The 23,574-nt window shown below is 70.5% G+C and carries 20 protein-coding genes; 9 read left to right on the top strand and 11 right to left on the bottom strand.

What is annotated here, in order from left to right:
- Positions 1-295 precede the first annotated feature (295 nt).
- Together E3O44_RS14910 and E3O44_RS14905 are read right to left on the bottom strand one after the other, a co-directional pair.
- Complete coding sequence (locus E3O44_RS14910) at positions 296-3,796, bottom strand: ATP-dependent DNA helicase (RefSeq protein ID WP_241976350.1); 3,501 nt, start codon at positions 3,794-3,796, stop codon at positions 296-298.
- On the bottom strand, positions 3,793-7,395 hold the full coding sequence (locus tag E3O44_RS14905) for a UrvD/REP family ATP-dependent DNA helicase (RefSeq protein ID WP_134535564.1): 3,603 nt from the start codon (positions 7,393-7,395) through the stop codon (positions 3,793-3,795). Before E3O44_RS14905 ends, E3O44_RS14910 begins: the two co-directional genes overlap by 4 nt.
- Positions 7,396-7,493: 98 nt before the next feature.
- Between E3O44_RS14905 and E3O44_RS14900 the strand changes: the two genes are divergently transcribed.
- Together E3O44_RS14900 and E3O44_RS14895 are read left to right on the top strand one after the other, a co-directional pair.
- Positions 7,494-7,718 carry a DUF3107 domain-containing protein gene (locus tag E3O44_RS14900; RefSeq protein ID WP_134449555.1) on the top strand — a complete coding sequence of 75 codons (225 nt, stop codon included), beginning with the start codon at positions 7,494-7,496 and terminating at the stop codon, positions 7,716-7,718.
- A 7-nt stretch (positions 7,719-7,725) separates the two neighbouring features.
- Complete coding sequence (locus E3O44_RS14895; protein WP_134535563.1) at positions 7,726-8,034, top strand: hypothetical protein; 309 nt, start codon at positions 7,726-7,728, stop codon at positions 8,032-8,034.
- Positions 8,035-8,133: 99 nt separating this feature from the next.
- Here the strand turns inward: E3O44_RS14895 and E3O44_RS14890 are convergent, their stop codons facing one another.
- On the bottom strand, positions 8,134-8,880 hold the full coding sequence (locus E3O44_RS14890; RefSeq protein WP_241976349.1) for a ferritin-like fold-containing protein: 747 nt from the start codon (positions 8,878-8,880) through the stop codon (positions 8,134-8,136).
- 184 nt (positions 8,881-9,064) lie between these two features.
- Between E3O44_RS14890 and E3O44_RS14885 the strand changes: the two genes are divergently transcribed.
- On the top strand, positions 9,065-10,594 hold the full coding sequence (locus tag E3O44_RS14885; protein WP_134535562.1) for a DEAD/DEAH box helicase: 1,530 nt from the start codon (positions 9,065-9,067) through the stop codon (positions 10,592-10,594).
- Positions 10,595-10,778: 184 nt separating this feature from the next.
- Here the strand turns inward: E3O44_RS14885 and E3O44_RS14880 are convergent, their stop codons facing one another.
- Complete coding sequence (locus tag E3O44_RS14880) at positions 10,779-11,648, bottom strand: PHP domain-containing protein (protein ID WP_134535561.1); 870 nt, start codon at positions 11,646-11,648, stop codon at positions 10,779-10,781.
- Between the two features lie 104 nt (positions 11,649-11,752).
- Here E3O44_RS14880 and E3O44_RS14875 point away from each other — a divergent pair, with 104 nt between their 5' ends.
- Positions 11,753-13,300: an aminopeptidase P family protein gene (locus E3O44_RS14875; protein WP_134535560.1), complete on the top strand. Its 1,548-nt coding sequence runs from the start codon at positions 11,753-11,755 to the stop codon at positions 13,298-13,300.
- An 81-nt stretch (positions 13,301-13,381) separates the two neighbouring features.
- Here E3O44_RS14875 and E3O44_RS14870 read toward each other — a convergent pair whose 3' ends face one another.
- Positions 13,382-14,038: a YflT domain-containing protein gene (locus tag E3O44_RS14870; protein ID WP_134535559.1), complete on the bottom strand. Its 657-nt coding sequence runs from the start codon at positions 14,036-14,038 to the stop codon at positions 13,382-13,384.
- A gap of 54 nt (positions 14,039-14,092) precedes the next feature.
- On the opposite strand from E3O44_RS14870, the gene E3O44_RS14865 reads away from it, so the two are divergent.
- The 3 genes from E3O44_RS14865 to E3O44_RS14855 all read left to right on the top strand — a co-directional run bounded on the left by E3O44_RS14865 (position 14,093) and on the right by E3O44_RS14855 (position 17,346).
- On the top strand, positions 14,093-15,424 hold the full coding sequence (locus E3O44_RS14865; protein WP_134535558.1) for a magnesium transporter MgtE N-terminal domain-containing protein: 1,332 nt from the start codon (positions 14,093-14,095) through the stop codon (positions 15,422-15,424).
- Entirely contained in the window at positions 15,411-16,145 is a 735-nt protein-coding gene (locus E3O44_RS14860; protein WP_134535557.1) for a DUF1003 domain-containing protein, read from the top strand. The genes E3O44_RS14865 and E3O44_RS14860 overlap by 14 nt, the downstream gene beginning before the upstream one ends.
- Positions 16,146-16,215: 70 nt before the next feature.
- Entirely contained in the window at positions 16,216-17,346 is a 1,131-nt protein-coding gene (locus E3O44_RS14855; RefSeq protein ID WP_134535591.1) for an Mrp/NBP35 family ATP-binding protein, read from the top strand.
- A 99-nt stretch (positions 17,347-17,445) separates the two neighbouring features.
- On the opposite strand, the gene E3O44_RS14850 is transcribed toward E3O44_RS14855, so the two are convergent.
- From E3O44_RS14850 to ppk2, 3 genes are all read right to left on the bottom strand, one after another.
- Positions 17,446-18,438, bottom strand: coding sequence for a bacteriorhodopsin (locus tag E3O44_RS14850; protein WP_134535556.1), 993 nt, complete (start codon positions 18,436-18,438; stop codon positions 17,446-17,448).
- Between the two features lie 98 nt (positions 18,439-18,536).
- On the bottom strand, positions 18,537-18,872 hold the full coding sequence (locus E3O44_RS14845; protein WP_478213355.1) for a DUF7882 family protein: 336 nt from the start codon (positions 18,870-18,872) through the stop codon (positions 18,537-18,539).
- Between the two features lie 58 nt (positions 18,873-18,930).
- Entirely contained in the window at positions 18,931-19,764 is an 834-nt protein-coding gene (ppk2, locus tag E3O44_RS14840) for a polyphosphate kinase 2 (protein ID WP_134535554.1), read from the bottom strand.
- 123 nt (positions 19,765-19,887) lie between these two features.
- Here ppk2 and E3O44_RS14835 point away from each other — a divergent pair, with 123 nt between their 5' ends.
- Complete coding sequence (locus E3O44_RS14835; RefSeq protein ID WP_134535553.1) at positions 19,888-20,733, top strand: helix-turn-helix domain-containing protein; 846 nt, start codon at positions 19,888-19,890, stop codon at positions 20,731-20,733.
- A gap of 57 nt (positions 20,734-20,790) precedes the next feature.
- Here the strand turns inward: E3O44_RS14835 and E3O44_RS14830 are convergent, their stop codons facing one another.
- Entirely contained in the window at positions 20,791-21,180 is a 390-nt protein-coding gene (locus tag E3O44_RS14830) for a twin-arginine translocase TatA/TatE family subunit (protein ID WP_134535552.1), read from the bottom strand.
- A gap of 85 nt (positions 21,181-21,265) precedes the next feature.
- Between E3O44_RS14830 and E3O44_RS14825 the strand changes: the two genes are divergently transcribed.
- A complete protein-coding gene (locus E3O44_RS14825; protein WP_134535551.1) occupies positions 21,266-21,898 on the top strand; it encodes an O-methyltransferase in 633 nt (210 codons plus the stop codon).
- A 108-nt stretch (positions 21,899-22,006) separates the two neighbouring features.
- Here the strand turns inward: E3O44_RS14825 and E3O44_RS14820 are convergent, their stop codons facing one another.
- The gene (locus E3O44_RS14820; RefSeq protein WP_134535550.1) at positions 22,007-22,183 is read right to left on the bottom strand and encodes a DUF3117 domain-containing protein; all 177 of its coding nucleotides are present in this window, start codon (positions 22,181-22,183) and stop codon (positions 22,007-22,009) included.
- A gap of 103 nt (positions 22,184-22,286) precedes the next feature.
- Positions 22,287-23,573 carry a hypothetical protein gene (locus E3O44_RS14815; protein ID WP_241976348.1) on the bottom strand — a complete coding sequence of 429 codons (1,287 nt, stop codon included), beginning with the start codon at positions 23,571-23,573 and terminating at the stop codon, positions 22,287-22,289.
- Position 23,574 lies beyond the last annotated feature (1 nt).

The following is a 23,574-nucleotide window of genomic DNA, read 5'->3' as shown; positions in this document are numbered from 1 at the left end:
ACGGCGGCGTACGCCAGGGCAACGACCCGCGCATCACGCAGCGGGCGATGCTCTACGCCGAGCTCGAGCTCGCGCGCTGGCTGTTGCACGGCACGGACACCCGCAATCAAGGCATCGTCGATGACGCCGTCGCGATGCTCGACGGCCTGGTCGAGAACGTGCACCACGCCACCTCGCACCCGCTGTCCCCGAAGACCGGCCCGATCCTGAACGTGTCTGAGGTCGAGAGCCTGCTCGCCGCGACCCCGTACGCCGCGGTGAAGCGTGCGCCGGCCGCCGCGATGCATACGGATGCCTACCGGCTGTCCGACTTCGAGACCGGCGAATTCTCCGACGAGGCCGACACGACCGGTGCGATCGACATCGTCGGCGACGGCGGGGACACCGGCGCCGACTCCGGTTCGGGCACTGACGTGCGGGACACGACGGCGGACCACGCCGCCACGAGGTCCGCCTCGGAGTAGAGCCGCTCGGGGGCGACCACGGTGTCGTCGGCGACGAAGTAGAACACCGCGTCGACCGTCTCGGGGTCGATGCCCTTCCAGCTCGCGTATGCGAGCCGGTAAAGCGCGAGCTGGGTCTGCTTGAGTTCGAGGTCCGCGGCGTTCTTCGGCGCCCGGCCGGTCTTCCAGTCGACGACCTGGAAGCCGGACTCGGTGCGGTACACCGCGTCGAGCTTGCAAATGAAGACCTGCCCGGCGAGCACGTAGTGGATCTCGATCTCGACCTCCTCCGGCTTGAGGCCGGCCCAGGGCGACCGTTCGAAGGTGGCCTGGAGGCGTTCGAGCTGGGCCTGCTCGAGCGGCTGGTTCTGGTCGAGGTCGAGGTCGAACGCGTCGGCATCCGTGTCGTCGTCGGATTCGAAGAGCCCGGCGTCGATCCGGTCCCCGCCGAGGAGGCCGCCGGCCCTCCGCTCGACCCAGGAATGGAAGAGAGTGCCGAGCCGGGTGGCCCGGTACGGCCGTTCGGGCATCGGGCGGCGCACCTGCGCGGCGACCCGGTCGGGGTCGTCGACGTAGTCCTTGAACCGCGAGGCGGGGATGCGGGCGGGCAGCGGCGCGACCGTGCCCGCGCCCAGGCGGAGCGCGCGTTCCTCGAGCAACAGGGTCACCACGTGGGACCAGCGCGTTTCTCGGGCCGGGGCGTCCGGATCGTTCGCGGCGGCGCGCACCCCGGCGGCGGCCGCTTCGACGACGGCCCGGCGGGTGCCGAGCGGGTCGAAGGGCCAGGCCGGGGTGAGGCCGTCCTCCGGGGCGGGCTTCTCGTCGAAGGCGCTCGCCTCGGGCAGGGCATCGATGAGGCCGGCCTCGGCGAGCTCGACGAGGTACCGGCTCGGGGCGCGCACGGTCGAGCCGGATCCCCAGAACGAGCCGGTCAGCAGGAGTTCGTGCCTGGCCCGGGTCGTGGCGACGTAGATCAGCCGTCGTTCCTCATCGTCGTGCCGGTCGGCGAGCTCCGCCTTGTATGCCTGGAAGGCGAGGTCGTAGGACAGCTGGCTGTCGTGGCCGGTCCAGTCCAGCTGGGGCAGCTCGGCGTGGTCGCCGCGGAACGGGTACGGCAGCTCGCCGAAGCGGATCCAGCCGGTGACCTCGCGGGCGGGGGCCGGCAGGCTCTTGTCCGTGAGGTTCGGGATGGCGACGTAGTCCCACTCGAGACCCTTGGCACCGTGGATGGTGAGGAGTTGAACGGTGCCCTGTTCGGCCACTTCGGCGCGCGGCCCCATGTCGTCGGCGAGCTCCGCCCGGCCGAGCCAGCGCAGGAAGCTCGCCGCGGTGCCGAGCTCGTCGCTCGCGAGGAAGTCGGAGATCGTGTCGTGGAAGGCGTAGAGGTTCGCGAGGCCGAGGCTGTTGTTCTCGTTCGCGACGAGTTCGACGTCGAGGAGGAGTTCCTGTTCGACGAGGCGCACGAAGTCGAGCAGCGGAAGACCGGCCCGGGAGCGCAACCAGGCCAGGAGCCTGCCTGCCGCCCGGAGCCGTTCCCGGCCGACGTCGGTGAAGCCGGCGAGCTGGCCGTGGCCGGGCGGCGCCGCCGCGACGAAGTCGAGGGCGTCGACGAGGGACGCCCCTTCGTCGTCGGCGACGGACGCCCGGAGCTTCTCGGTGAGCTCCCGGCTGACGGCCTTCTGGGCCCAGTCGTGGGCGGCGAGCCAGCGCGAGACGGCGGCGAGGTGCTGCAGGTCGCGCGGTCCGACCCGGAACCGGGCACCGCTCAGCAACCGGACGAGCTCGCTTCCCGCCGAGGGATCGTGCACGACCCGGAGCACGCTGACGACGTCGGTGACCTCCGGGGTGGAGAGCAGCCCGCCGAGGCCGAGGACGTGGGCCCTGACGCCGTTCGCGCGGAGTACGCCGGCGAAAAAGTCCATGTCGCGCCGCGCACGGAAGAGGATGGCGCCGGACTTGTCGCTGCCGGACCCGAGCCGCCCGGCGAACCAGTGGGCGACGGTCTGGGCTTCGTCGGTGGCTGTTTCGGCGAGGTGCGCGGAGACGGCGCCGGGCCGGGTGCCGTCCGGAACCTTGAGCGTCTCGACCTGGATGCCGTCCGTCCGGCGGCGGAGGGCCTCGCTGAGCGGGGCGACGAGGGTGTTCGCGGCGTCGAGCACCGAGCGAGGGTTCCGCCAGGTGAAGGAGAGCGACATCGAGGGGGTGACCCGGTGCTCCGAACGGGCGTCCGGGTCGAAGTCGGCGGAGAAGGCGAGCAGGTTCGCGGAGCTCGCGCCGCGCCAGCCGTAGATGGACTGGTGCGGGTCGCCGACGGCCATCACCGGGTGCCTCGCGAAGAGGGTGTGCAGGAGTTCGGTCTGGAGCACGGAGGTGTCCTGGTATTCGTCGAGCAGCACGACCCGGTACTGGTCGCGGTACCCGGCGACCACCCGCGGAACCCGCTGGCTCACCTGCAGGGCGAGGGCGACCTGGTCGGAGAATTCGATCAGGCCGAGCCGGCGCTTCTCCCGGTCGTACCAGCCGGCGAGTTCGGCGAGCACGGGCAGCGGCGCGACCGCGGCGAGCGAGTCGACGACGGAGGCGTACGGGACCTTCTTGCGCGGGTTGCCGTACGGAAGGTCTTCGAGGTAGGCGAAGCCGGCGGCGAGGCCGGCCAGATCGTGCCCGGGGCGGTCGGGAGCGTCCGCGCCTGGCACGCCCGTCGCCAGACCGGTCGTGAGGTTCGGCGGGTTCTCGGCGAGCAGACGGCTGAACCGGAGCACGGCATCCGTCACGGCGTCGAGGCTCTTGCCCCAGGGCACCAGCCTGCGGTCACCGTGCTCGATCACGACGCGGCGGGCGAGGAGCCAGGCGCTCGTCTCGGTGAGCAGCACGGACTCGGGTTCGCGGCCGAGAAGGAGGGCGTTGTCGGTGAAGAGCCGGCTCGCGAACGAATTGTACGTCGACACGGTCGGGGTGTTGAACAGGCCTGAGTCGACGAGCTCGCCGGTGGCCTCCTCGCCAACGGCCGGGGTGGGCGCCGGCAACAGCCCCTGGGCGTCGAGCTGGGCGATGCGGTCGCCGATGCGCTCGGCGAGTTCGCCGGCCGCCTTGCGGGTGAAGGTGAGCCCGAGGATCTGGTCGGGGCGGGCGAGGCCGTTTGCGAGCAGCCAGAGCACCCGGTTGGCCATGGTCTCGGTCTTGCCGCTGCCGGCCCCTGCCACGACGAGGGTCGGCGCGAGCGGGGCCTCGATCACGGCCCGCTGTTCGGGGGTCGGTGGGAACATGCCGAGCGTTGCGGCGATCTCGAGGGCGCTGACCGGGTGGTGCGGACGGTTCGGATGCTGGTGCACGGGCGTTCCGTTCTGGCTCACGAGCTGACCTGCCCGATGATGTGGATGCGGCAGGCTCCGTGCGAGCGCGGGTCGAGGCAGTGCGTCGCGAGCTCGGCGACGAAGGTCGCCCCGCCCATGAGCGCCGCATCGGCGCCGACCCTGGTGCGGAAGGCGAGGAGCTGCTCCGCGGTGAAGGTGGCCTGGGTGGGGTTACGGTAGTTCTGTTTGACGGTGCCGGAGGAGACGATCACGAGGCGGGCGCCCGCGAGCGGGGTCCCCGCGGCGACGCCCTCGATCCGGTCCTCCTGGAAGGCGAGCTGGTAGGCGCCGAGCTGCGGGTGGTCTGCGACGCCCGCGTCGCTCACGGGGTCTCCCCGCCCGGTCTTGAGGTCCACGATGACGGCGCTGCCGTCAGCGAGGCGTTCGACCCGGTCGACGGTGCCGGTGAGCCAGGCGCCGTCGACGTCGAAGCCGAAGCTGCCCTCCGCGCTCAGGAGTTCACCGCCGGCGTGTTCGAAGTCGAACAGGTAGGAGGCGAGCCGGTCGGTGAGGTTTCGCGCGTCGGCGCGCTGCACCTCGGACTGCCACTCCGCGTCGAAGCGGAGCTCTCCCCAGCGTTCGTCGACCGCCTGCCACAGCGCTTCGGGGCGGCGGTCCGTCGACTCCTCCATCACGGCGTGGATGATCGTGCCGAGGTTCGCGGCCGTGTTGGAGCTGCCGCCGCCGAGCCGACCGATCGCCCAGTGCAGCGGGCAGGTCTCGACGGCGGCCATCTTCGACGGGGAGACCCGCACGGGTTCGTCGCCGGCGGCCGGGTCGTTGAGGGCCTGCACCGTGCTGGGCTCGGCGAGGCCGTACCACTGGCCGGGGTCCGCACCGGGCACGGATGCCGCGGCGAGCCGCGCGAGGGTCGCCGCGGCATCCGCTGCGCGTCCCGACCAGTCCGGGTGGTCGGACGGGGAACCCGTCGGTACGCCCCTGGTGAGGTCGCGACGCAACCGGCCGACGAGGCCGCGGAGCGACACCGGATAGCGTCCGGCGGGGTCGGTACCGTCAGCCCCCGCCGCCGGGGTCGGCCGTGGCAGCAGCTTGAGGAACACCGACGGTTCGTTCTCCTCGTTGTCGACCGCCGTGACGAGGAGTTCGGTGCGGGCCCGGCTCGCGGCCTGGGCGAACATCCGCAGCTCGTCGTGCAGGACCTCGGTGCGCGCGTCGCCGCCGCGGGGGTCGCGTCCGGAGGCGAGCGCGGCGAGGTCGCCCGCACCGAGCAGCGAGCCGCGGATGCGGAGGTCCGGCCAGACGTTCTGCTGCACGTTCGCGATCACGACGAGGTCGAACTCACGGCCGATCAGCCCGTTCGGGGTCGAGACGGTGACGGCGTCACCGAGGGCGCGAGGGGCGAGGGTGTCCTCGGGGACGTCGGTGTCGACGAGGTGTTCGAGGAAGAGCACCGGCGGGGCCGCCGGGGTGCGTTCGACGTAGCGCTGTGCCGCGGAGAACAGGGCCACGACGGCGTCGAGGTTGTGGTTGGCCTCGTCGGCGATGATGCCGATCCCTGCGGACTGCTCGAGCCATTCCCTGGCCAGGCCGCTGCGCTGCCAGAGGCCCCAGAGCAATTCCTCGATCGTGGCGCCCGCCTCATATTCGACGGCTGCCGTGAGCAGGCTCTCCGCGCAGCTCGCCGCGCGGCGGGCGGTGCGGTTGTCGATCGTGGACAACAGCGATGGCGTCGCGAAGACGGCGGCGAGGAGCTCGTCGGCAGTGCGGGTGCCGGCCGTGCTCGCGGGCGCGCCGGTTTCCGGTCGGGTGGACTCCGACCGGCCGGACGCGTGATCGCCGGGTTCCGGCTGGCCGGGTTCCGGCTGGCCGGGTTCCGGCTGGCCGGGTTCCAGTTGGTCGGGCTCCGGCTGGCTGAGTTCCTGTTGACGCAGGGCAGCACGCAGGCGGCGCAGGGTGATCGGGTCGAGGCCGCCGAGGGGGCCTCGCAGGAGTTCGGTCGCCGCTTCGGCGTCGAGCGGACGGCGGCCGAGGGTGACCTCGAGGGCGAGAATGAACGCCCGCACCGCCCACTCGTCGCGGAGCGCGGTCTGGGCGGAGGGCACCTGGGTGGGCACCTCGAGGGCGGCGAGGCCGCGGGCGAGTGCCGGAATGGCCGAACCGCTCCGCGCGATCACGGCCATGCGCCCCCAGGGCAGGCCGTCGAGCACGTGTCGTTCCCTCAGCCGACCGGCGATGAGTGCGAGCTGGTCTGCCGGGCTCGCGGCGAGGAGGGTCTCGACGGAAGCGGCGGCGGGCGCCCCGGCGTCGGATCCGGCGGCACCGGAAACGACGGCATCGTCGGCATCGGCAACGACGGAACCGGCAGCGTCTGCACCGGGCTCGTCGGCGCCTGTCGTGTGGGTGCCTGTCGTGTCGGTGCCTGTCGTGTGGGTGCCCGTCTCGACTGCACCGGTCCCGACGGCGCCCGTCGCGGCGCTACCGGTCTCAGCGGAGCCGCGCTCGTCGCCGCCTGTCCCGTCGCCGCCTGTCTCGTCGGCAGGGGCACCGACGGACGCGGCGCGGCGCTGGGTGCCCGCCGACGCCGTCCCGATCCGGTGGGTGATCTCCCGGACGACGCCGCGGATGCCGGGCCCATGCCGGTACACGGTGTCGAGGACGAAGGTCGTGACGAGCGGTGCGCCAGGGGCCAGGTAGGAGGAGAGCCGGCCGAGGGCATCCGCGTGGGCGCCGTTGAAGGAGCCCGTCGTGATGTCGGGGTCTCCTGCCGCCACGATCGCGACGCCGCGGGCGGCGAACTGGGCGAGCAGGGTGAGGGTGGCCCGGTTCAGTTCCTGGGCGTCGTCGACGGCGATGAGGCGGAGGCCGGCAAGGGTGCCGAGGGTCGCAGCGCCCGCGGCTCCTGGCGCTGCGGCGGCGACGACGGCCGCAGCGAAACCGGCGAGCTCGGTGGAGTCGTACTGGCCCGGCCGGCTCTGGTCTTTGACCTCGTCGTAGCCACGGATGAAGTTCGCCGCCGCGACCCACTCCGGGCGATCGGTCGTGGTGCCGAGCTCGGCGAGGCGAGCGGGGGTGATCCCGTATTCCACGGCCCGCATCATCAGGTTGCGCAGTTCGGTGCGGAACCCGCGCAACCGGCGCACGCCGGGATCGAGGGTCGGCGGCCAGGCCGGACCGGACGGAACCGCCCCGACCGCATCGAGGGGGCCGCCGTCGTCCAAGTCGCCCTGAAGCAGTTCGGCGATGATCTGGTCCTGCTCGCCGCCGGTGAGCAGCGTGGGCGCCTGGCCGCCGGCTGCTGCCTCGGCGCCGCGCACGAGTTCGAACGCGACGGAGTTCGCCGTGCGAGCGAGCGGGCCGTTGGTCGGGACGCCGAGGCGGAGGGCAAGCCGGTCACGCAGCACGGTGGCGCCCGCCCGGGTCGGCACGAGCAGGAGGACCTCCCCCGGGGCGTACCCGCGCTCGAGGACGCGTTCGGCGAGGAGCTCGATGAGGGTCGTGGTCTTCCCCGTGCCCGGTGCGCCGATGAGGGCGGCCGAGACCCCGTCCGCCAGGCCGAGCGCCACCCGCTGGGAGTCATCGAGGGGGAAGGGGAGCGCGGAAACAGCGCGGGAGAGGGTCGGGATTCCGGGGCTGGTCACGTTTTCAAAGCTAGCGGGTTGCGCCGACAGTGAACGCTGTCCGGCTGCCCCGCCGTTCTGTCGTACTCTGGGCGCTTAGGCAACGAAAGGCGCATCTGGTGGATATCCGCATTGGCATCTTCAACTCTCCCCGTGAGATCAGCTTCGAGACGTCGCAGGCCGCGACCGAGGTCGAGGAAGCGGTAGCCGCCGCCCTCTCCGGTTCGACCGGGTACCTCAAGCTCGCCGACAGCAAGGGCCGGGTCTTCATCGTCCCGACGATCGGCCTCGCCTACGTCGAGCTGGGCTCCGAGGAGTCCCGTCGCGTCGGTTTCGTCGCGTAGACCCGGAATGGAACTCCTCTTCGCCGCGCTCGGCGGGGCCGTCCTCGGCCTCGCGGCACGGTACGTGCTCCCCGGGCGCACGAACCACGGCGCCGTGCTGCTTCCCGCGATCGGCACGATCGTCGCCATGGTCGTCTGGGTGGCACTGACGTGGGCCGGCTGGACGTGGGACGGTGGCTGGATCTGGTGGGCCACCCTCATCATCGCCGGTGCGGCATCCGTCGTTTCGGGCACGACCCTCGCGCGCTCACGCGTCGCCGGCGACACCCGGATGCTGCACGAACTGATGCGCACGGGTCACCCCGCCCGCGCCTAGGCTTCACTGCCGAGCGCGGGTGTTCCGCCGCTGCGCGTGCGGTGCGCCACCCGCGCAGCGGCGCAACACCCGCGCTCAAGCTCGGCCGCGACGGCGGGCTCAGGCGGTGAGGCCGAGGCCGTCCATCCGCCGGGTGTGCGCGGCGATCAGTTCGGTGAAGACCGGCTCGATCCGTTCCTCGGCGGGACCGGCGACGGTGACGACTCCGGCCTGGTCCGTCGTGCCCGCGAACGCGAGGGCGGAGCGGGCGATCAGCAGGGTGTCCCCGACCAGCCGACGGCCCCAGAGGGCCAGGTGCGAGGCGAGCGGAGCATCCGTGGCGATCGCTGCGGCGAGCTGGGTCGCGAGGATCGCGGCCCCGGCGTCCTCGCCGAGGAGGTGCGCGATCCGCGGGCCGACCTCACCGGGAAGCCCGTCGGAGAGCCGGATGAAGAAATCGTCGAGCAGTCCACCGGCGAGGTAGCAGCTCAGCAGCAGCTCGGTCCAGTCCGCGCCCGTGATCTCGGCGCGGAACGCGTCGAGGGCAGGGACGAACGGTGCCATCACGTCTGCGGGTTCCGCTCCGCGGCGGCGGATCTCGGCGACGAGGCCCTGATGCTTGGAGAGCGCCCGCCCGGCTGCGGTGCTGAGCGCCTGCTTGGCGGCAAGGTCCGGCGCAATCAAGACGGCGCGGGCGAGGCTCTCGAAGACGCCGAGCTCGAAGTACGCGGACTGGCCCAGGAAGGGCAGCAGTTCGGGGGTGAGGTCCTTGATGTCCACTTTCGTGGTCGATGGACGTTCCCCCCGGGTGGTGAGCCGGGGGATTATCTCGACGCGCTTGGCGCGCCCATCAAACCAGGAGAACACCAGCCCAGCTTAGGTCAGAGCCGCGTCGTCCGCGCAGCCGGACACCCGCCTGCCCGCGTGGCTTCGGCTGCTTCCCAGACAGCTCCCGGTAAGGTGAGACAAGCCATCGGCGTGGATCGGTGGCTGGTGCCCGAGGCAGAAGACGGGCGCATTTCCGTTTCCAGCTAATGACAGGCAAACTTTCGTGACTTTCTCCGAACTCAATATCGACCAGGACCTGGTTGACGCTCTCGCCAGTAAAGGCATCCTCGAGCCGTTCCCGATCCAGCTCCAGACCATCCCGCTCGCGATGAGCGGCCAGGACATCATCGGCCAGGCCAAGACCGGCACCGGCAAGACCCTCGGCTTCGGTCTCCCCCTCATCCAGCGTCTCGGCCTCGACCCCGAGCCCGGCGTGCAGGCGCTCGTGGTCGTTCCGACCCGCGAACTGTGCGTGCAGGTCAGCGAAGACCTCGAGATGGCCTCGCAGAACCGCAACACCAAGATCGTGTCCATCTACGGCGGCAAGGCCTACGAGGGTCAGATCGAGCAGCTCAAGGCCGGCGCCCAGATCGTCGTCGGCACCCCGGGCCGCCTGCTCGACCTCGCGAGCCAGCACCTACTCAGCCTCGCCAACGTGCGCGAGATGGTCCTCGACGAGGCGGACAAGATGCTCGACCTCGGCTTCCTGTCCGACATCGAACGGCTCTTCGCCCAGACGCCGTCGACCAGGCACACCATGCTCTTCTCCGCGACGATGCCCGGCCCGATCGTGGCCCTCGCCCGCCGCTTCATGAACCGGCCCATCCACATCCGTGCGCAGGAGCCCGACGAGGGCCTCATGCAGGCCAACATCCAGCACATCGTCTACCGCGCCCACAGCATGGACAAGGACGAGGTCATCGGCCGCATCCTGATGGCGGAGGGCCGCGGCAAGACCGTCATCTTCACCCGCACCAAGCGCGCAGCAGCCAAGCTCGTCGAGGAGCTCGGCGACCGCGGCTTCAACGCGACCGCAGTGCACGGCGACCTCAACCAGGACCAGCGCGAACGCGCGATGGCCTCGTTCAAGGCCGGCAAGAAGGACATCCTGATCGCAACGGATGTCGCCGCTCGCGGAATCGACGTCGACGACGTCACCCACGTGATCAACCACACCATCCCCGAGGACGAGAAGGCGTACCTGCACCGCGTCGGACGCACCGGGCGCGCGGGCAAGACCGGCATCGCGGTCACGTTCGTCGACTGGGACGACATGCACAAGTGGACGCTGATCAACACCGCGCTCGACTTCGGCGTTCCGGTCCCCGTCGAGACGTACTCGTCCTCACCGCACCTGTACTCCGACCTCAACATCCCGGTCGGCTCGAAGGGCCGCCTGCGCATCTCCCCCGTGCGCGAGCACTCCGCGGGAACCGGTCACTCGGACTCCGGTCGTTCGGACGGACGCTCGGGTGGAGCCGGGCGCACCGGCGGCGCCGGCCGCTCCGGCGGATCGGGCCGCGGCGGCGACGGTGCACGCTCGGATTCGGGCCGCACCGCGGACGCCGGCCGCTCGGGCGCAGCACGCACCCGCACCCGCGTCAGCCAGACCACCAACCCCGATGCTCCCGCCGTGACCCCCGCAGCGGGCACCCACGACGGCGGCGGAGCCCAGCACCACGACGGCAACAGCGCCCCGCGCCGGCGCAGCCGTTCGCGCCGCTCCGCCCCCGCAGCCGGCGGAGCCAACTAGCCGCTCTGGCCTCCAGCCGCCGCTGCCGACAGATTCCGTCGCCAGAACAGGGCGCGTCCGCTTCGGCGGGCGCGCCCTTCTGCGTGCCGCAACCCGCAGCATCCGCAGCACGTATCTCGCTGAGGTGTCGCAGATCGAGGTTCCCGCAGCGCGCGAACCTCGATCTGCGACACCTCACGGGGGTCTAGGCGAAGACGGGCTCAGAGCCGGTCGCCTGCTTCAGGATGCGGTCGAGTACCTCGGGCGTCGTGGTGTTCTCCCCGAGACGGTTCGGTTTGCCCTCGCCGTGGTAGTCGCTCGACCCCGTGACGACGAGCCCGTACTTGGTCGCGAGCGAATAGAGCCGCGCCTTCGCGGCCGTCTTGTTCTCCCGGTGCTCGAGTTCGAGCCCGAACAGCCCGGCGTCCACGAGCCGGGCGAGCCGGGCCTCCGGGATCACGTCGCCCGCGCCGCGGGTCGCGGGGTGCGCGATGACCGGCACGCCCCCCGCCGCGACGACGAGGCCGACGGCGCGCACCAGGTCGGGGGCATAGTGCGGCTGGTAGTACCCGGACTCCCAGTGCAGGATGCCCGCGAAGGCCTCGCTCCGGGTGAGGGCGAAGCCTCGGGCGACGAGGGCATCCGCGATGTGCGGGCGCCCCACCGTGGCATCCGGTGTGGTCTGGGCGAGAACGTCGTCCCAGGTCAGCGCGTAGTCCACGCCGATCCGTTCGACCATCTCCTCGGCACGGACGAGGCGGGCCTGCCGCACCCGCGCCGTCTCGGCGACGATTCCGGCATCCGAAGGATCGAAGAGGTATGCCAGCAGGTGCACGCTCGCCGTCGACACCCGGGTGCTGAATTCCATTCCCGGAATGAGCGTGATTCCGGCGGTGCGGGCCGCCGCCGCCGCTTCGTGCCAGCCCGCCGTGGAGTCGTGGTCGGTCAGCGCGACGGTGCCGAGACCGGCCGCGGACGCGGCCCGCACCAGCTGGGAGGGGGTTTCCGTGCCGTCCGAGACGCTCGAGTGCGCGTGCAGGTCGATGGGACCCCTGAATTGCCGTTCGCCTGCCATGACCCCATGCTAGTTGCGGCGGGAGCGGCCACCGGTCGACCGCAGCCCGGCCGCGTCCCGGCGATACTCGCGGGACAGCCAGCGGGCAATGGGACAATGGGAGCATGGCCAATTCCACCGAAACCGTGCCCACCGTCACCGCCAAGCCCCGCCCGAACGAGAACCGTTCCACGACGCCGGGGTCGGACGGCTTCAAGTCCTATATCTCGAGCGGCTGGGCGGAGCGCGTCGACACGCTCCCTCCGGCCCGTGAGCAGGCGCCGTTCGCCGCGGCCCGGCGCGCTCGCGTCTCCGCGATGTACCCGGGGCAGCGCCTGATCGTTCCGGCCGGGCGCCTCAAGCAGCGCTCGAACGATACCGACTACGCCTTCCGCGCCCACTCCGCCTTCGCGCACCTCACCGGCTGGGGCAGCGACTCCGAGCCCGGAGCAGTCCTCGTGCTCGAGCCGACGGCGACCGGGCACGACGCGACACTGTACTTCCGTGAGCGCGCCGGACGCGACTCCGACGAGTTCTACGCCAACGCCGACATCGGCGAATTCTGGATCGGCCCGCGCCCCTCCATCGCCCAGGTGGCGAGCGACCTCGCCGTCACCGTGCGCGGCATCGCCGACCTCGACGCCGTGCTCACCCTCGTCGACACCACGACCCTCGTCATCCGCGAGGCCGACCCGGCCTTCACCGTGGCCGTCGACGAGGGCCGCCTCCGCTTCGCCGCGGACAAGGTGCTCGGCGACAACGCCACGAACTCCCCGTTCAGCCTCGAGGTCAACGGCGAGCACGAGGCGGACGACCGGTTCGCCCGCGACCTGTCCGAGCTGCGCCTCGTCAAGGACTCCTACGAGATCGCCCAGATGCGCCTCGCGATCGCGGCCACCGGGCGCGGCTTCGAGGACGTCATCCGCGACCTGCCCCGGTCGAGCGCCCACGAACGCGGCGAGCGTCTCGTCGAGGGCGTCTTCAACACCCGCGCGCGGGTTGACGGCAACACGGTCGGCTACGACACGATCGCGGCCTCCGGCCCGCACGCGTGCATCCTGCACTGGACCCGCAACGACGGCCCGCTCAACCCGGGCGACCTGATCCTGCTCGACGCGGGTATCGAGGTCGACAGCTACTACACCGCAGACGTCACCCGCACCCTCCCCGTCGACGGCACCTTCTCCCCCGTGCAGCGTCGCGTCTACGAGGCCGTACGGGAGGCAGCGGATGCCGGTTTCGCCGTCGCGAAGCCCGGCGCGATCTTCCGCGATGTCCACGCCGCGGCCATGGCGGTCATCGCCCGCCGCACCGCGGAGTGGGGCATGCTCCCGGTCACCGCCGAGGAGGCCCTGAAGCCCGAGAACGGCCAGCACCGCCGCTACATGGTGCACGGCACGAGCCACCACCTCGGCATCGACGTGCACGACTGCGCCCAGGCGCGGCGCGACATGTACCTCGACGGCGTGATCGAGCCCGGGATGATCTTCACGATCGAACCCGGCCTCTACTTCCAGCCCGACGACCTCACCGTTCCGTTCGAGTTCCGCGGTATCGGAGTCCGCATCGAGGACGACGTGCTGATCACGGCGACGGGCGCCGAGAACCTGTCCGTCGGCATCCCCCGCAGCGCGGACGACGTAGAAACCTGGATCGCCACTCTCACCGCCTAACCCCGCCGCGAAAGCGGGTGAATCGTCGTTCTCACGAGGTCAAACCGACGATTCACCCGCTTTCGCGAGCGTGCGTGGGCGCTAGTCAGTGGATGCGGTGGGCGCGGCCTCGGGGGTCGGGGTGGCGGCCGGCGGCGCAAACTGGCCGTACGGCGGTGCCGGCTGGTCGGGGCGGGCCGACGGGGCCGACGGCTCCGGCTGGGCCGGCTGGGCGGGCTCCGGATCGGCCTGGTGGACGACCACCGGCTCCGCGGTGCCGTGCAGGAGGTTGCGCGCCTTGTTCACAAGGGCGGCCTCCACGATGATCTGGTAGCTGCTCGCCATCACCTGCATGGTCGAGGTGAAGTCGCGGCGCCTGCGGTTGAGCGCGTAGCTCACCACTCCGAACAGCATCCCGAAGCCCGCACCCATCAGCACCGCGGCGAGCACGAACGGCAGGCCGGCCCCGGTCGGAGAAAAGATGAAGAACAGCAGGCCGAAGAAGATCCCGAGCCAGGCGCCGGAGGCCGCCCCGGCGAGGGCAACGCGACCCCAGGTCAGTTTCCCGGTGACCCGCTCGACGGTCTTGAGGTCGTTGCCGACGATCGAAAGCTGCTTCACCGGGAAATCGGCCTTCGCGAGGGTGTCGACGGCGGCCTGCGCCTCTGCGTAGGTTTCATAGGTCGCGAGCACCTCGCCCTTGGGCAAAACCGGGAACAGGGCGGGACCGCGATTGCCGAAAGGGTTCTGATTACTCATGGACCCATTCTCCCACAGCACGCCGAAGGGCTACAGGTGGCCTACATTTGTAACGTGACTGCCACCAGAGTCTTCGTTGCCCGATTGGCCGGGTGTTCCGTCTTCGACCCCGCGGGAGACCGCGTCGGCAAGGTCCGCGACGTTCTCGTCGTCTATCGAAAAGACGATCCGCCCCTCGCGGTCGGACTCATCGTGGAAATCCCGGGCAAACGCCGCGTCTTCGTGTCGATGAGCCGGGTCACGAGCATCGGCTCCGGCCAGATCATCACGACCGGCCTGATCAACGTGCGCCGCTTCGAACAGCGCGGCGGCGAGGTCCGCGTCATCGCGGAGCTCCTGGGCCGCGAGGTCGTCTTCAACAACGGTTCCGGCGAGGCGACCGTCGAGGACGTCTCGATCGAGGAGACCAAGCAGGGGGCCTGGGAGATCGCCCAGCTCTTCGTCCGCCGCCCCAAGGCGAGCGTGTCCCTCTTCGCGAAGGGCGCGACGACGTTCGCCACCTGGAGCGACGTCCGCGAGAAGACCACCGTCGGTCAGGCCCAGTCCGCCGAGCAGCTCATCGCGACATACTCCGACCTCAAGCCCGCCGACCTCGCCAACACGATGCTCGATCTTCCCCCCGAGCGGATGCACGAGGTCGCGAGCGAGCTCCCCGACGGCCGCCTCGCCGACGTGCTCGAGGAGATGCCCGAGAGCGAACAGGTCGCCATCCTCACCCGGCTCGGCGACGCCCGTGCCGCCGACGTACTCGACCACATGCAGCCGGACGACGCGGCCGACCTCATCGCGCAGCTGCCGGAGGAGCACGGCGAGCAGCTGCTCGACCTGATGGAGCCGGAAGAAGCCGACGACGTGCGGTTCCTGCTCACCTACGCGCCGGACACGGCCGGCGGCCTGATGACGACGGAGCCCATCATCGTCTCCGCCGACGCGACCGTCGCGGAGGGCCTCGCCCTGATCCGCCGCCACGACCTCGCCCCGGCTCTTGGTGCGGCGATCTGCGTCACCCTGCCGCCGTACGAGCCGCCGACCGGTCGTTTCCTGGGCATGGTGCACTTCCAGCGGATGCTGCGCTACCCGCCCCACGAGCGTCTCGGCACGCTGCTCGACCAGGGTCTCGACCCCGTCACCGCTGACACCTCCGCCGCGGAGGTCACCCGGATCCTCGCGAGCTATGACCTCGTCTCCGTCCCCGTTGTCGACGACAACCACCGACTCGTCGGGGTGGTGACAATTGACGATGTCCTCGACTACCTCTTGCCCGACGACTGGCGAAGTCACGACGGCAATGACGATGTACGCCGCAGGGCAGCCGCCCGCAGCGAGCTGAAGACGGGAAGCATCCCGCTCCCAAACGGACGGAGGACCGGCAATGGCCCGAATTGATCGCTCGGATCAGCGCCTCGACTCGCCCAAGGGCCTGCGCGTCGCTCCCCTGTCCCGCACCAGGAACCGCAACCGCAATCGCGACCGGCCGTCGAGCGACCGCTTCGGCCGGCTGACCGAGGCCATCGCCCGGGGCATGGGCACCCCGTGGTTCCTGCTCGGACTCACGCTCTTCGTCCTCTTCTGGATGGGCTGGAACACGCTCGCCCCCGTCGCGTGGCGCTTCGACTCCGTCGCCCTCGGCTTCATCGCGCTCACCCTCGTGCTCTCGATGCAGGCCTCGTACGCCGCCCCGATGATCCTGCTTGCCCAGAACCGCCAGGACGACCGCGACCGGGTGCAGTTCGAACAGGACCGGCAGCGCGCCGAACGCAACCTCGCCGACACCGAGTACCTCGCCCGCGAGGTCGTCGCCCTCCGCCTCGGGATGAAGGACCTCGCCTCCCGCGACTTCCTGCGCAGCGAGCTCCGCGCCCTCCTCGAGAACCTCGAACAGCGCGAGGACGAGGAGAAGCGCGGCCGCAAGCGCTCCCGCAAGGGCGACCGCGACCGGGAAATCGACCATGATCACGACCACGACCGTGCGGCAGATCAGGGCCGGGCGACCGCCACCGCGACGGCCCGAAGCGTCGAGCCTGCGCCGGCAGAGACACCCGCGGGACCCGGGGCACCGGCCGCATCCGCCAAGATCATCGAGGAGCGACCCCCGATTGGCCGCTGACTCGCCCACGGCGCCGGGCACGGCATCGAACGCGGCATCCGCTGATGCCTCCGGAATCGCCGCCAGGGTCATGACCGCGCTCACCCGGGTGATCGACCCGGAGATTCGCAAGCCGATCACCGACCTCGACATGGTGTCCGGGGTGCGCACCGAGAACGGCCACACCACCGTCGACCTGTTACTCACGATCGCCGGATGCCCCGCCGCCCGCCAGATCGAACGGGACGTGCTCGAGACGGCGGAGTCCGTCGCCGGGCCCGGCGCCATCACAGTGTCGGTCGGCGTGATGACCCGCGAGCAGCGCCGCGCGATGACCGAGAAGCTCCGCGGTGGGGCGGCCGCGCGCACGACGCAGTTCGGTGCGGGATCCCTCACCCGGGTCTACCTCGTCACGAGCGGCAAGGGCGGGGTCGGCAAGTCCACCATCACCGCGAACCTCGCCGTCGCGCTCGCCGCCCGCGGCCTCAAGGTCGGCGTCGTCGACGCGGATGTTTACGGCTTCTCCATCCCCGGACTGCTCGGCCTCGTCACGCCCGGCGTCGACGGCGCCAAGGGGACCGCCGTCAAACCGACCAGGGTCGGCGACATGATCCTGCCGCCGATCAACTACGACGTGAAGGTCATCTCGATCGGCATGTTCGTCGAGGACGGCGGCGTCGCGGTCGCCTGGCGCGGGCCGATGCTGCACCGCACGATCACCCAGTTCCTCACCGAGGTCTACTTCGGCGACCTCGACGTGCTGCTGCTCGACCTGCCGCCCGGCACCGGCGACGTCGCGATCTCGATCGGCCAGCTTCTCCCCCAGGCCGAGGTCATCGTCGTGACGACCCCGCAGCCCGCCGCTGCGGACATCGCCGAACGCAGCGGCGTCGTCGCCCGCCAGACCGGGCAGACGATCTTCGGCGTCATCGAGAACATGTCCGGCGCCCTCCAGCCGGACGGCAGCATGCTCGAACTCTTCGGCGCCGGCGGCGGCGCGGAGGTCGCGCGCCGCCTCTCGGCCGGCCAGGACACGCCGGTGCCGCTCCTGGCGAGCGTGCCGCTCAGCGTTCCCCTCCGCACCGGAGGCGACGACGGTCGCCCGGTCGTGCTGAGCGACCCGCTCGACCCGGCGGCCCAGGCGATCGACGCGGTCGCCGAGCGGCTCTTCTCCCGCGCCCGGGGCCTCTCCGGTCGCAGCCTCGGCGTCTCCCTCAAGTAGCCCCGCTCACCGCTTGCGCGCCCGGGCGTGAGGTGTCGCGGATCGACGTTCCCGCGGCCCGCGAACGTCGATGTGCGACACCTCAGGGTCGGGACGAGGCTAGGGTTCGAGGTCGGCGAACACCTCGGGCTGCGGGTCGGCGAACAGCTCTGGCTGCGCAGTCGGCGCGGCCGTACTCGTCGGCGGCTGCGGACGCCGCACGTGCACGGCCGCACCGGCGGCGAGATACACCTCGCGCGGCTTGCCTGCGTCCGAATGCTTGACGGAGGAGATCCAGATCGCCTCCGGGTGCACGTCGCGGCCGGCACGCACGTCCTCGGCGGTCCGGAGCTTCGCCACGCGATGCAACGCGCCGCCGAACCAGATCTTCGCGACGATGTCGGCGAGGGTGAGCATGACCTGCATGACCACGACCAGCGTCCCACCGGAGCCGACGAGCGGCATCGCGTACACGATGGGGTACACCGCCCAGGAGGACAGCAGCAGGATGGTCGCGGAGCGCAGCAGTGCGGCAGACTCGACCGTGAGCGCGGGCAGGGATCGCCGCACCACGATCGCGAGGAGGGCCGTAGTCGCCAGCCAGAACACTCCGGCGACGATTCCCCACCCCACGAGCGCGGCGGCATCCGTGCCCCCCGAGGCGACGATCGCGCCCAGGTACGCGAGGAACACCATCAGGAAACCACCGGTCATCGCGACCAGGCGGATGCGCCGGGCCACGCCGCCGAGGACGACGCACACGGCGAGGAGCTCGATGACGACGAGGGGAACCGCGACCGACCACTCGACGTAGCGCACGCCGAAGGTGAGGAGTGCCACGTCGTTCGGGACGAACTCCCCGGCGACACGGGTGTACCCGAAGAGCAGGCCGCCCAGCAGCACGACGTACGACACGAACATGGCGCTCATGATGCCCAGCCGGGCGACGACGGCGGTCCGGTAGCGGGCGCCGACCTCGCCACGCGTCACCCAGGCCCGGAGAAACCCGACGAAGAAGCACAGGGCGCCGATGCCCACGAAATAGCAGATGAGCTGGTACTGCGCCGGGGAGAGAGCGGCCTCCCACGGTGCGGCCAGGGAGCGGACGGACACGGATACCCTTCATCTGCGACGGTATGGTGCGAATCGTGAGGGACAGGAACGCGACTTCAGGACTGCGACTTCAGGAACGCGATTTCAGGACTGCGACTTCAGGACCGGGACTTGAGGACCGGGATGACCGGCGGCGGTTCGACGGAGAAGAACAGCCCGCCCGCGCTGTTCGCCGAAACCATCAACCGCTCGATCCAGTCCCGGTTGATGTTCGGCACCCGACTGACCGAATAGCGGTAGTAGAGGATGCTGCTGGCATCGAGCCAGATCGCGCTCCGCCCGCTCTCGGTCTCGTCATCTGTCGACTCCGTCCACGAAAAAATGAAGCCCTCCCTGCGCCTCAGTTTCGTCGTGATCACGATCTGCAGGTGCATCAGAGCGCGATCCTCAAAACTGACCACAATTCCTGGACTGCCGTACAACAAGGTACCCACGAGCTCCCCCTCCGGATGGCTCACTCTAACGGACGAATCCCCCGCCGCCTAGCATTCGCTATCCGGACGCGTCACCGGCCGCGCCGAGGGTCGAAGCATGGTCGGGGACCGTCCGGTTAAGCTCACGCGGAGGACGCTCGTAGTCGGTTCCCTGCGGCCGATGCGGGATCGAGACCCGCGGCGGTTCACGGTGGTCGTACGGCACGATCGAGAGAAGGTGGCTGATCATGTTCAGCCTGGCCGCGAGCTTGTCCTCGCTCTCGACGACCCACCAGGGCGCCTCGGCAATGTCGGTGTGGACGAACATCTCGTCCTTCGCCTTGGAGTAGTCCACCCATTTCGTGATCGAGAGCAGGTCGGTCTCCGAGAGTTTCCAGCGCCGCATCGGGTCCTTGAGCCGGGAGCGGAACCGGGCCTCCTGCTCGTGGTCGGAGACGGAGAACCAGTACTTGACGAGGAGGATCCCATCCTCGACGAGCATCCGCTCGAAGAGGGGCGCCTGGTGCAGGAACCGGCGGTACTCGTCGGGGGTGCAGTACCCCATCACGCGTTCCACCCCGGCCCGGTTGTACCAGGAACGATCCATCAGGACGATCTCGCCCGTCGACGGCAGGTGCTCGATGTACCGCTGGAAGTACCACTGGCCGCGCTCGCGGTCGGTGGGCACCGGAAGGGCCACGATCCGCGCGATGCGCGGGTTGAGGTATTCGGTGACGCGCTTGATGGCCGATCCCTTGCCCGCGGCGTCGCGTCCCTCGAAGATCACGACGATGCGCGCACCGGACTCGCGTACCCATTCCTGCATCGCGACCAGTTCGGTCTGCAACCGCCGCAGTTCGACGTTGTAGTCCGACTTCCTGACCCGACCCGGTGTGGACTTCTTCTTGGCCATCCCCGACCTTTCGTTCGCTTGGGTCACAGCCTAACGACGCCGAACGGTCGGGTTGCTCTATCCGGCTCGGCCGAGTCTGTCTATCCTGTTCCGAATAGTCGCCGACGACACGAGAGGAGCTTGATGACGCTCGAGCACCGCACCCTCATCTCCTCGGTCCAGCGCGCCCTCAAGGTCGTCGACATCGTCGCGGGCGCGCCACGTCCGATGCCGGTCAAGGCGGTCGCCCAGGCCTCCGGGCTCAGCCTCGGCACGGCGTACAACCTCACCAGGACCCTGGTGCACGAGGGGTATCTCGTCGCCGAACCCGATGGCCTCGTTCTGGGCCTGCGTTTCCCCAGTCTCCGCGGCGCCGACGCGGGGGTCTTCCTCGCCCGGGTGCGCCAGACCCTGCACCACGTCGCAGCGGAGAACGGCGCGACCGCTTACCTCGCCCGCTTCTCGGACGGAATGGTCAGCATCATCGACATCGTCGACGCGACGGGCGCCCCCCGGGTCGAGCAGTGGACCGGGCTCGGTGCGAGCCCGTATGCCTCCGCGCTCGGCCGCCAGATCCTCGCCCAGCTCAGCCGGGAACAGCGCGTCGACTTCCTCGGCACCGCGGACCGGCGTCCCGGAGCCCACGCCTCCCACGCGGACGCAGACGCCCGCGGACTCCCGGTCGGCCATGCGCTGCACGCCGCGAACGCGGGAGCGCAGGTCGGCGCGCAGGTGATGACGCGTCGCGCGCACCGGGCCGCCTCTCCCCGCCCTGCGGATGCCTTCGGCCGCGACCAGGGGACGACGCACGGCACCGCGTGCCTCGCCGTTCCGGTGCGGGCGCCCGGGGTCATCGCCGCGCTCGGCGTCGCGGTGACGGGAGAGCGCAGCCCCGCCGAACTCGGCGCGCTCACCGTGCGGCTCCGCGCCGCGGCCAACGCTCTCGCGACGCAACTCGGCGCCGAACGGCCCGTGCAGGCCCGTGCCTGAACGGGCGGGGGAACGCCCGGGTCGGAGCCGCAGCAGCGGATCCATCGTGCGGTGCCGCTACGTCGCCTCCGAGTCGAACGGCGCGGGTTCCGACGGCGCGAGGGCGTTCTCCCTCGCGCGCTTCCGGGACAGGTATGCGCCGTTCGGGTTCGGCGAGACCCGGGACACCACGGCGGACTGCTCCTTGACCGGCTCGTCCTCGACGAGCGCCTCACGGATGATCCGGCGCGGGTCGTACTGGCGGGGGTCGAGTTTCTTCCAGTCGACGTCGTCGAACTCGGGGCCCATCTCGTCGCGCATGCGTTCCTTGGCGCCGTTGGCCAGGTCCCGGAGCTGCCGGACGAGCCGGGCCAGCTGGGCCGCGTAGTGGGGCAGCTTCTCGGGCCCGAGCAGGAAGACGGCGACGATCCCGACCAGGAGGAGCTTCTCGAACGTCAAACCAAGCATAGGTTGAGGATAACGCGCGGCGGGGCCTCCGCCGACCCGAGGGGAGCGCCCTTAGGCTGGACCCATACAAAACTGGAGTTGCACCGTGTCAGACAAAGATTTGAACTGGAAATTTTCCGACGACTCGGTCGTGGAATCCGAGGCCGTCGTCCGGGCGCGCCAGCAGTCGCTCGAACTCGGGATCGACGCGATCTCCCCCGCGGTCGGTGCGCAGTCCGCCGTGATCGCCGCCGCGACCGGTGCCCGCAGCATCCTCGAGGTCGGCACGGGGGCCGGAGTCTCCGGCATCTGGCTCCTGACCGGGGCGCCGGGGGCGACGCTCACCTCGATCGACACCGAGGTGGACCACCAGCAGCACGCCCGCGCCCTGTTCACCGAGGCGAAGATCCCGGCGAACCGGGTGCGGCTGATCACGGGCAAGGCAGCGGATGTCCTCCCGAGGATGAACGAGAACTCGTACGACATCGTCTTCATCGACGCCGACCCGCAGTCGGTCATCGAATACGTCGAGCACGGGCTGCGCCTGGCCCGGCCGGGCGGAACCGTGCTCGTGGCCCACGCCCTCTGGCGCGGCCGCGTCGCCAACCCGGCGCAGCGCGACGAGGTCGCCACCGGGTTCCGCACGCTCCTGAGCGAGATCAGCGGCTCGACCGCCGTGATCAGCGCCCTGTCCCCCGTCGGCGACGGGCTGCTGCAGATCACCAAACTGCGCGCGTAGCGTTCCAGCGCCACCACGAGCGGCGACAAAAGGATCGGCCGCGCAGCAGGGCTGCACGGCCGATCCGTAATTCTCCTCGGTTACGAGGTGGAGACGTGATCTCCGACGCTAGACAACCGGGCGTACTACCCCGGCGAGTGCATCGTGAAGCTCCTTGGCTTCTGCGTCGTTCACAGAGACGACGAGTCGCCCTCCGCCTTCAAGCGGAACACGCACAATGATCAGGCGCCCCTCCTTTACAGCCTCCATTGGCCCGTCTCCGGTCCGTGGCTTCATGGCCGCCATGAACTCCCCTTCCACTCATTCGTCTGAACTTCTATTATCGACCATCCCGGCCCGAGACGAAAATTCGCGAGGTCCGGGCGGGTTACGCGGGCGGTCACACCGGTTACGGCGGTGTCCAGTCGGCGCCGTCGACGCCCCAGCAGATCAGCAGCCATCCCCACTGGCCGAGGATGCACAGCACCACGATCGCGATCCGGTAACTCAGCCGTTTCGGCTGCGCGATCGCGCCGAGCAGCGGGAACATCGGCATCAGCAGCCGGAAGGTGCTCGACTGCGGGAAGAACACCGCGAAGAGGTAGAGCCCGTATGCGGCGAGCCAGAACCGCAGGTCGACGCCGAGCCTGCGCACGGCAGGGGCGAACAGCGCGGCGGCGAAGCCGACGACGAGTACGAGCACGACGACGATGCCGAGCGGCTGCCCGAGCCACCAGACCCCGCCCTGGAACCAGGCGGTGAAGGGAACGAGTTCCTGGTAGCCGATGTACGAGGACCGCCAGGCGAGCTCCGTTTCGGTGTACGCGGTCGCCGAGCCGGTCGCGATCCACGCGATCAACGGCCAGGCGAAGCCGCTAAGGGCGCTGAAAGCGGTGACGGATGCCGCGAGGATCCGCTCGGGAACGGGGAACGGGTCGCTGCGGCGGGTCAGCCAGCGGTGCACGACGTGGAAGCCGAGTGCGAGAGCGAAGGCGAGGCCGCTCGGCCGGGTGAACGCCATCACGGCGATCACCGGGAACAGCAGCACATACCGGCGTTCGAGGAGGAGGAGGAGGGCGAGGGTGAGGAAGAACAGGTACATCGACTCGGCGTAGCCGAACTGCAGGATGGGGGCGAGCGGGGCGACGCAGAACAGCACGACCGCGAACAGGGCGGTGCCGCGGCCCTGGACCCGCAGCATCACCCGGTAGAAGAGCAGGGCGGCCCCGAGGCTGAAGGCGAGCGAGACGATGACGGCGGCCGGTGCCCACGGCGCCCCGCTGAGGAACATCACGACGCGCACGACCGCGGGGTAACCCGGCAGGAACGCCCAGGCGTTCTCGCCGACGTGTCCGGAGCTCGTGATCGGCAGCACGGCCGGGTAGCCGGATGTTGCGACGATGTTGTACCAGCGGGCGTCCCAGATGTTGGCGAAGTCGAAGTACCCCGGGCTGGCACCGGTCCACGGGTTCGCGCCCTGGACGCGCGCGAGGATGAGGACGAGGGTGGTCGTCACGAGCCGGGACAGCACCCAGATGCCCGCGACAGCGGCCCACCACGGGGCCAGCCGGGCGCGGGCCCGCCAGCGGGCCGGCAGCATCCGCCTCACGGCCGGAGGTCTGGCCGCCGGCACCGGCACGCGGCCCTGCTCGAGCGGCGGTCCCTGGCTGGGGCGGAGTGGGGCCCCTGTCGACACG

This window comes from Cryobacterium algoricola (genome assembly GCF_004402485.1).
Lineage (GTDB): Bacteria > Actinomycetota > Actinomycetes > Actinomycetales > Microbacteriaceae > Cryobacterium > Cryobacterium algoricola.
The sequence above is the reverse complement of the archived record's forward strand: the minus strand, read 5'-3'. Positions and strand labels throughout refer to the sequence as shown.

Coding starts and splice junctions, on each gene's coding strand:
- ppk2 (WP_134535554.1), bottom strand. CDS start 19,764: ATGGCCAAGAAGAAGTCCACACCGGGTCGGGTCAGGAAGTCGGACTAC.
- E3O44_RS14875 (WP_134535560.1), top strand. CDS start 11,753: ATGGCCAATTCCACCGAAACCGTGCCCACCGTCACCGCCAAGCCCCGC.
- E3O44_RS14820 (WP_134535550.1), bottom strand. CDS start 22,183: ATGGCGGCCATGAAGCCACGGACCGGAGACGGGCCAATGGAGGCTGTA.
- E3O44_RS14830 (WP_134535552.1), bottom strand. CDS start 21,180: ATGCTTGGTTTGACGTTCGAGAAGCTCCTCCTGGTCGGGATCGTCGCC.
- E3O44_RS14870 (WP_134535559.1), bottom strand. CDS start 14,038: ATGAGTAATCAGAACCCTTTCGGCAATCGCGGTCCCGCCCTGTTCCCG.
- E3O44_RS14855 (WP_134535591.1), top strand. CDS start 16,216: ATGACCGCGCTCACCCGGGTGATCGACCCGGAGATTCGCAAGCCGATC.
- E3O44_RS14895 (WP_134535563.1), top strand. CDS start 7,726: ATGGAACTCCTCTTCGCCGCGCTCGGCGGGGCCGTCCTCGGCCTCGCG.
- E3O44_RS14880 (WP_134535561.1), bottom strand. CDS start 11,648: ATGGCAGGCGAACGGCAATTCAGGGGTCCCATCGACCTGCACGCGCAC.
- E3O44_RS14835 (WP_134535553.1), top strand. CDS start 19,888: ATGACGCTCGAGCACCGCACCCTCATCTCCTCGGTCCAGCGCGCCCTC.
- E3O44_RS14860 (WP_134535557.1), top strand. CDS start 15,411: ATGGCCCGAATTGATCGCTCGGATCAGCGCCTCGACTCGCCCAAGGGC.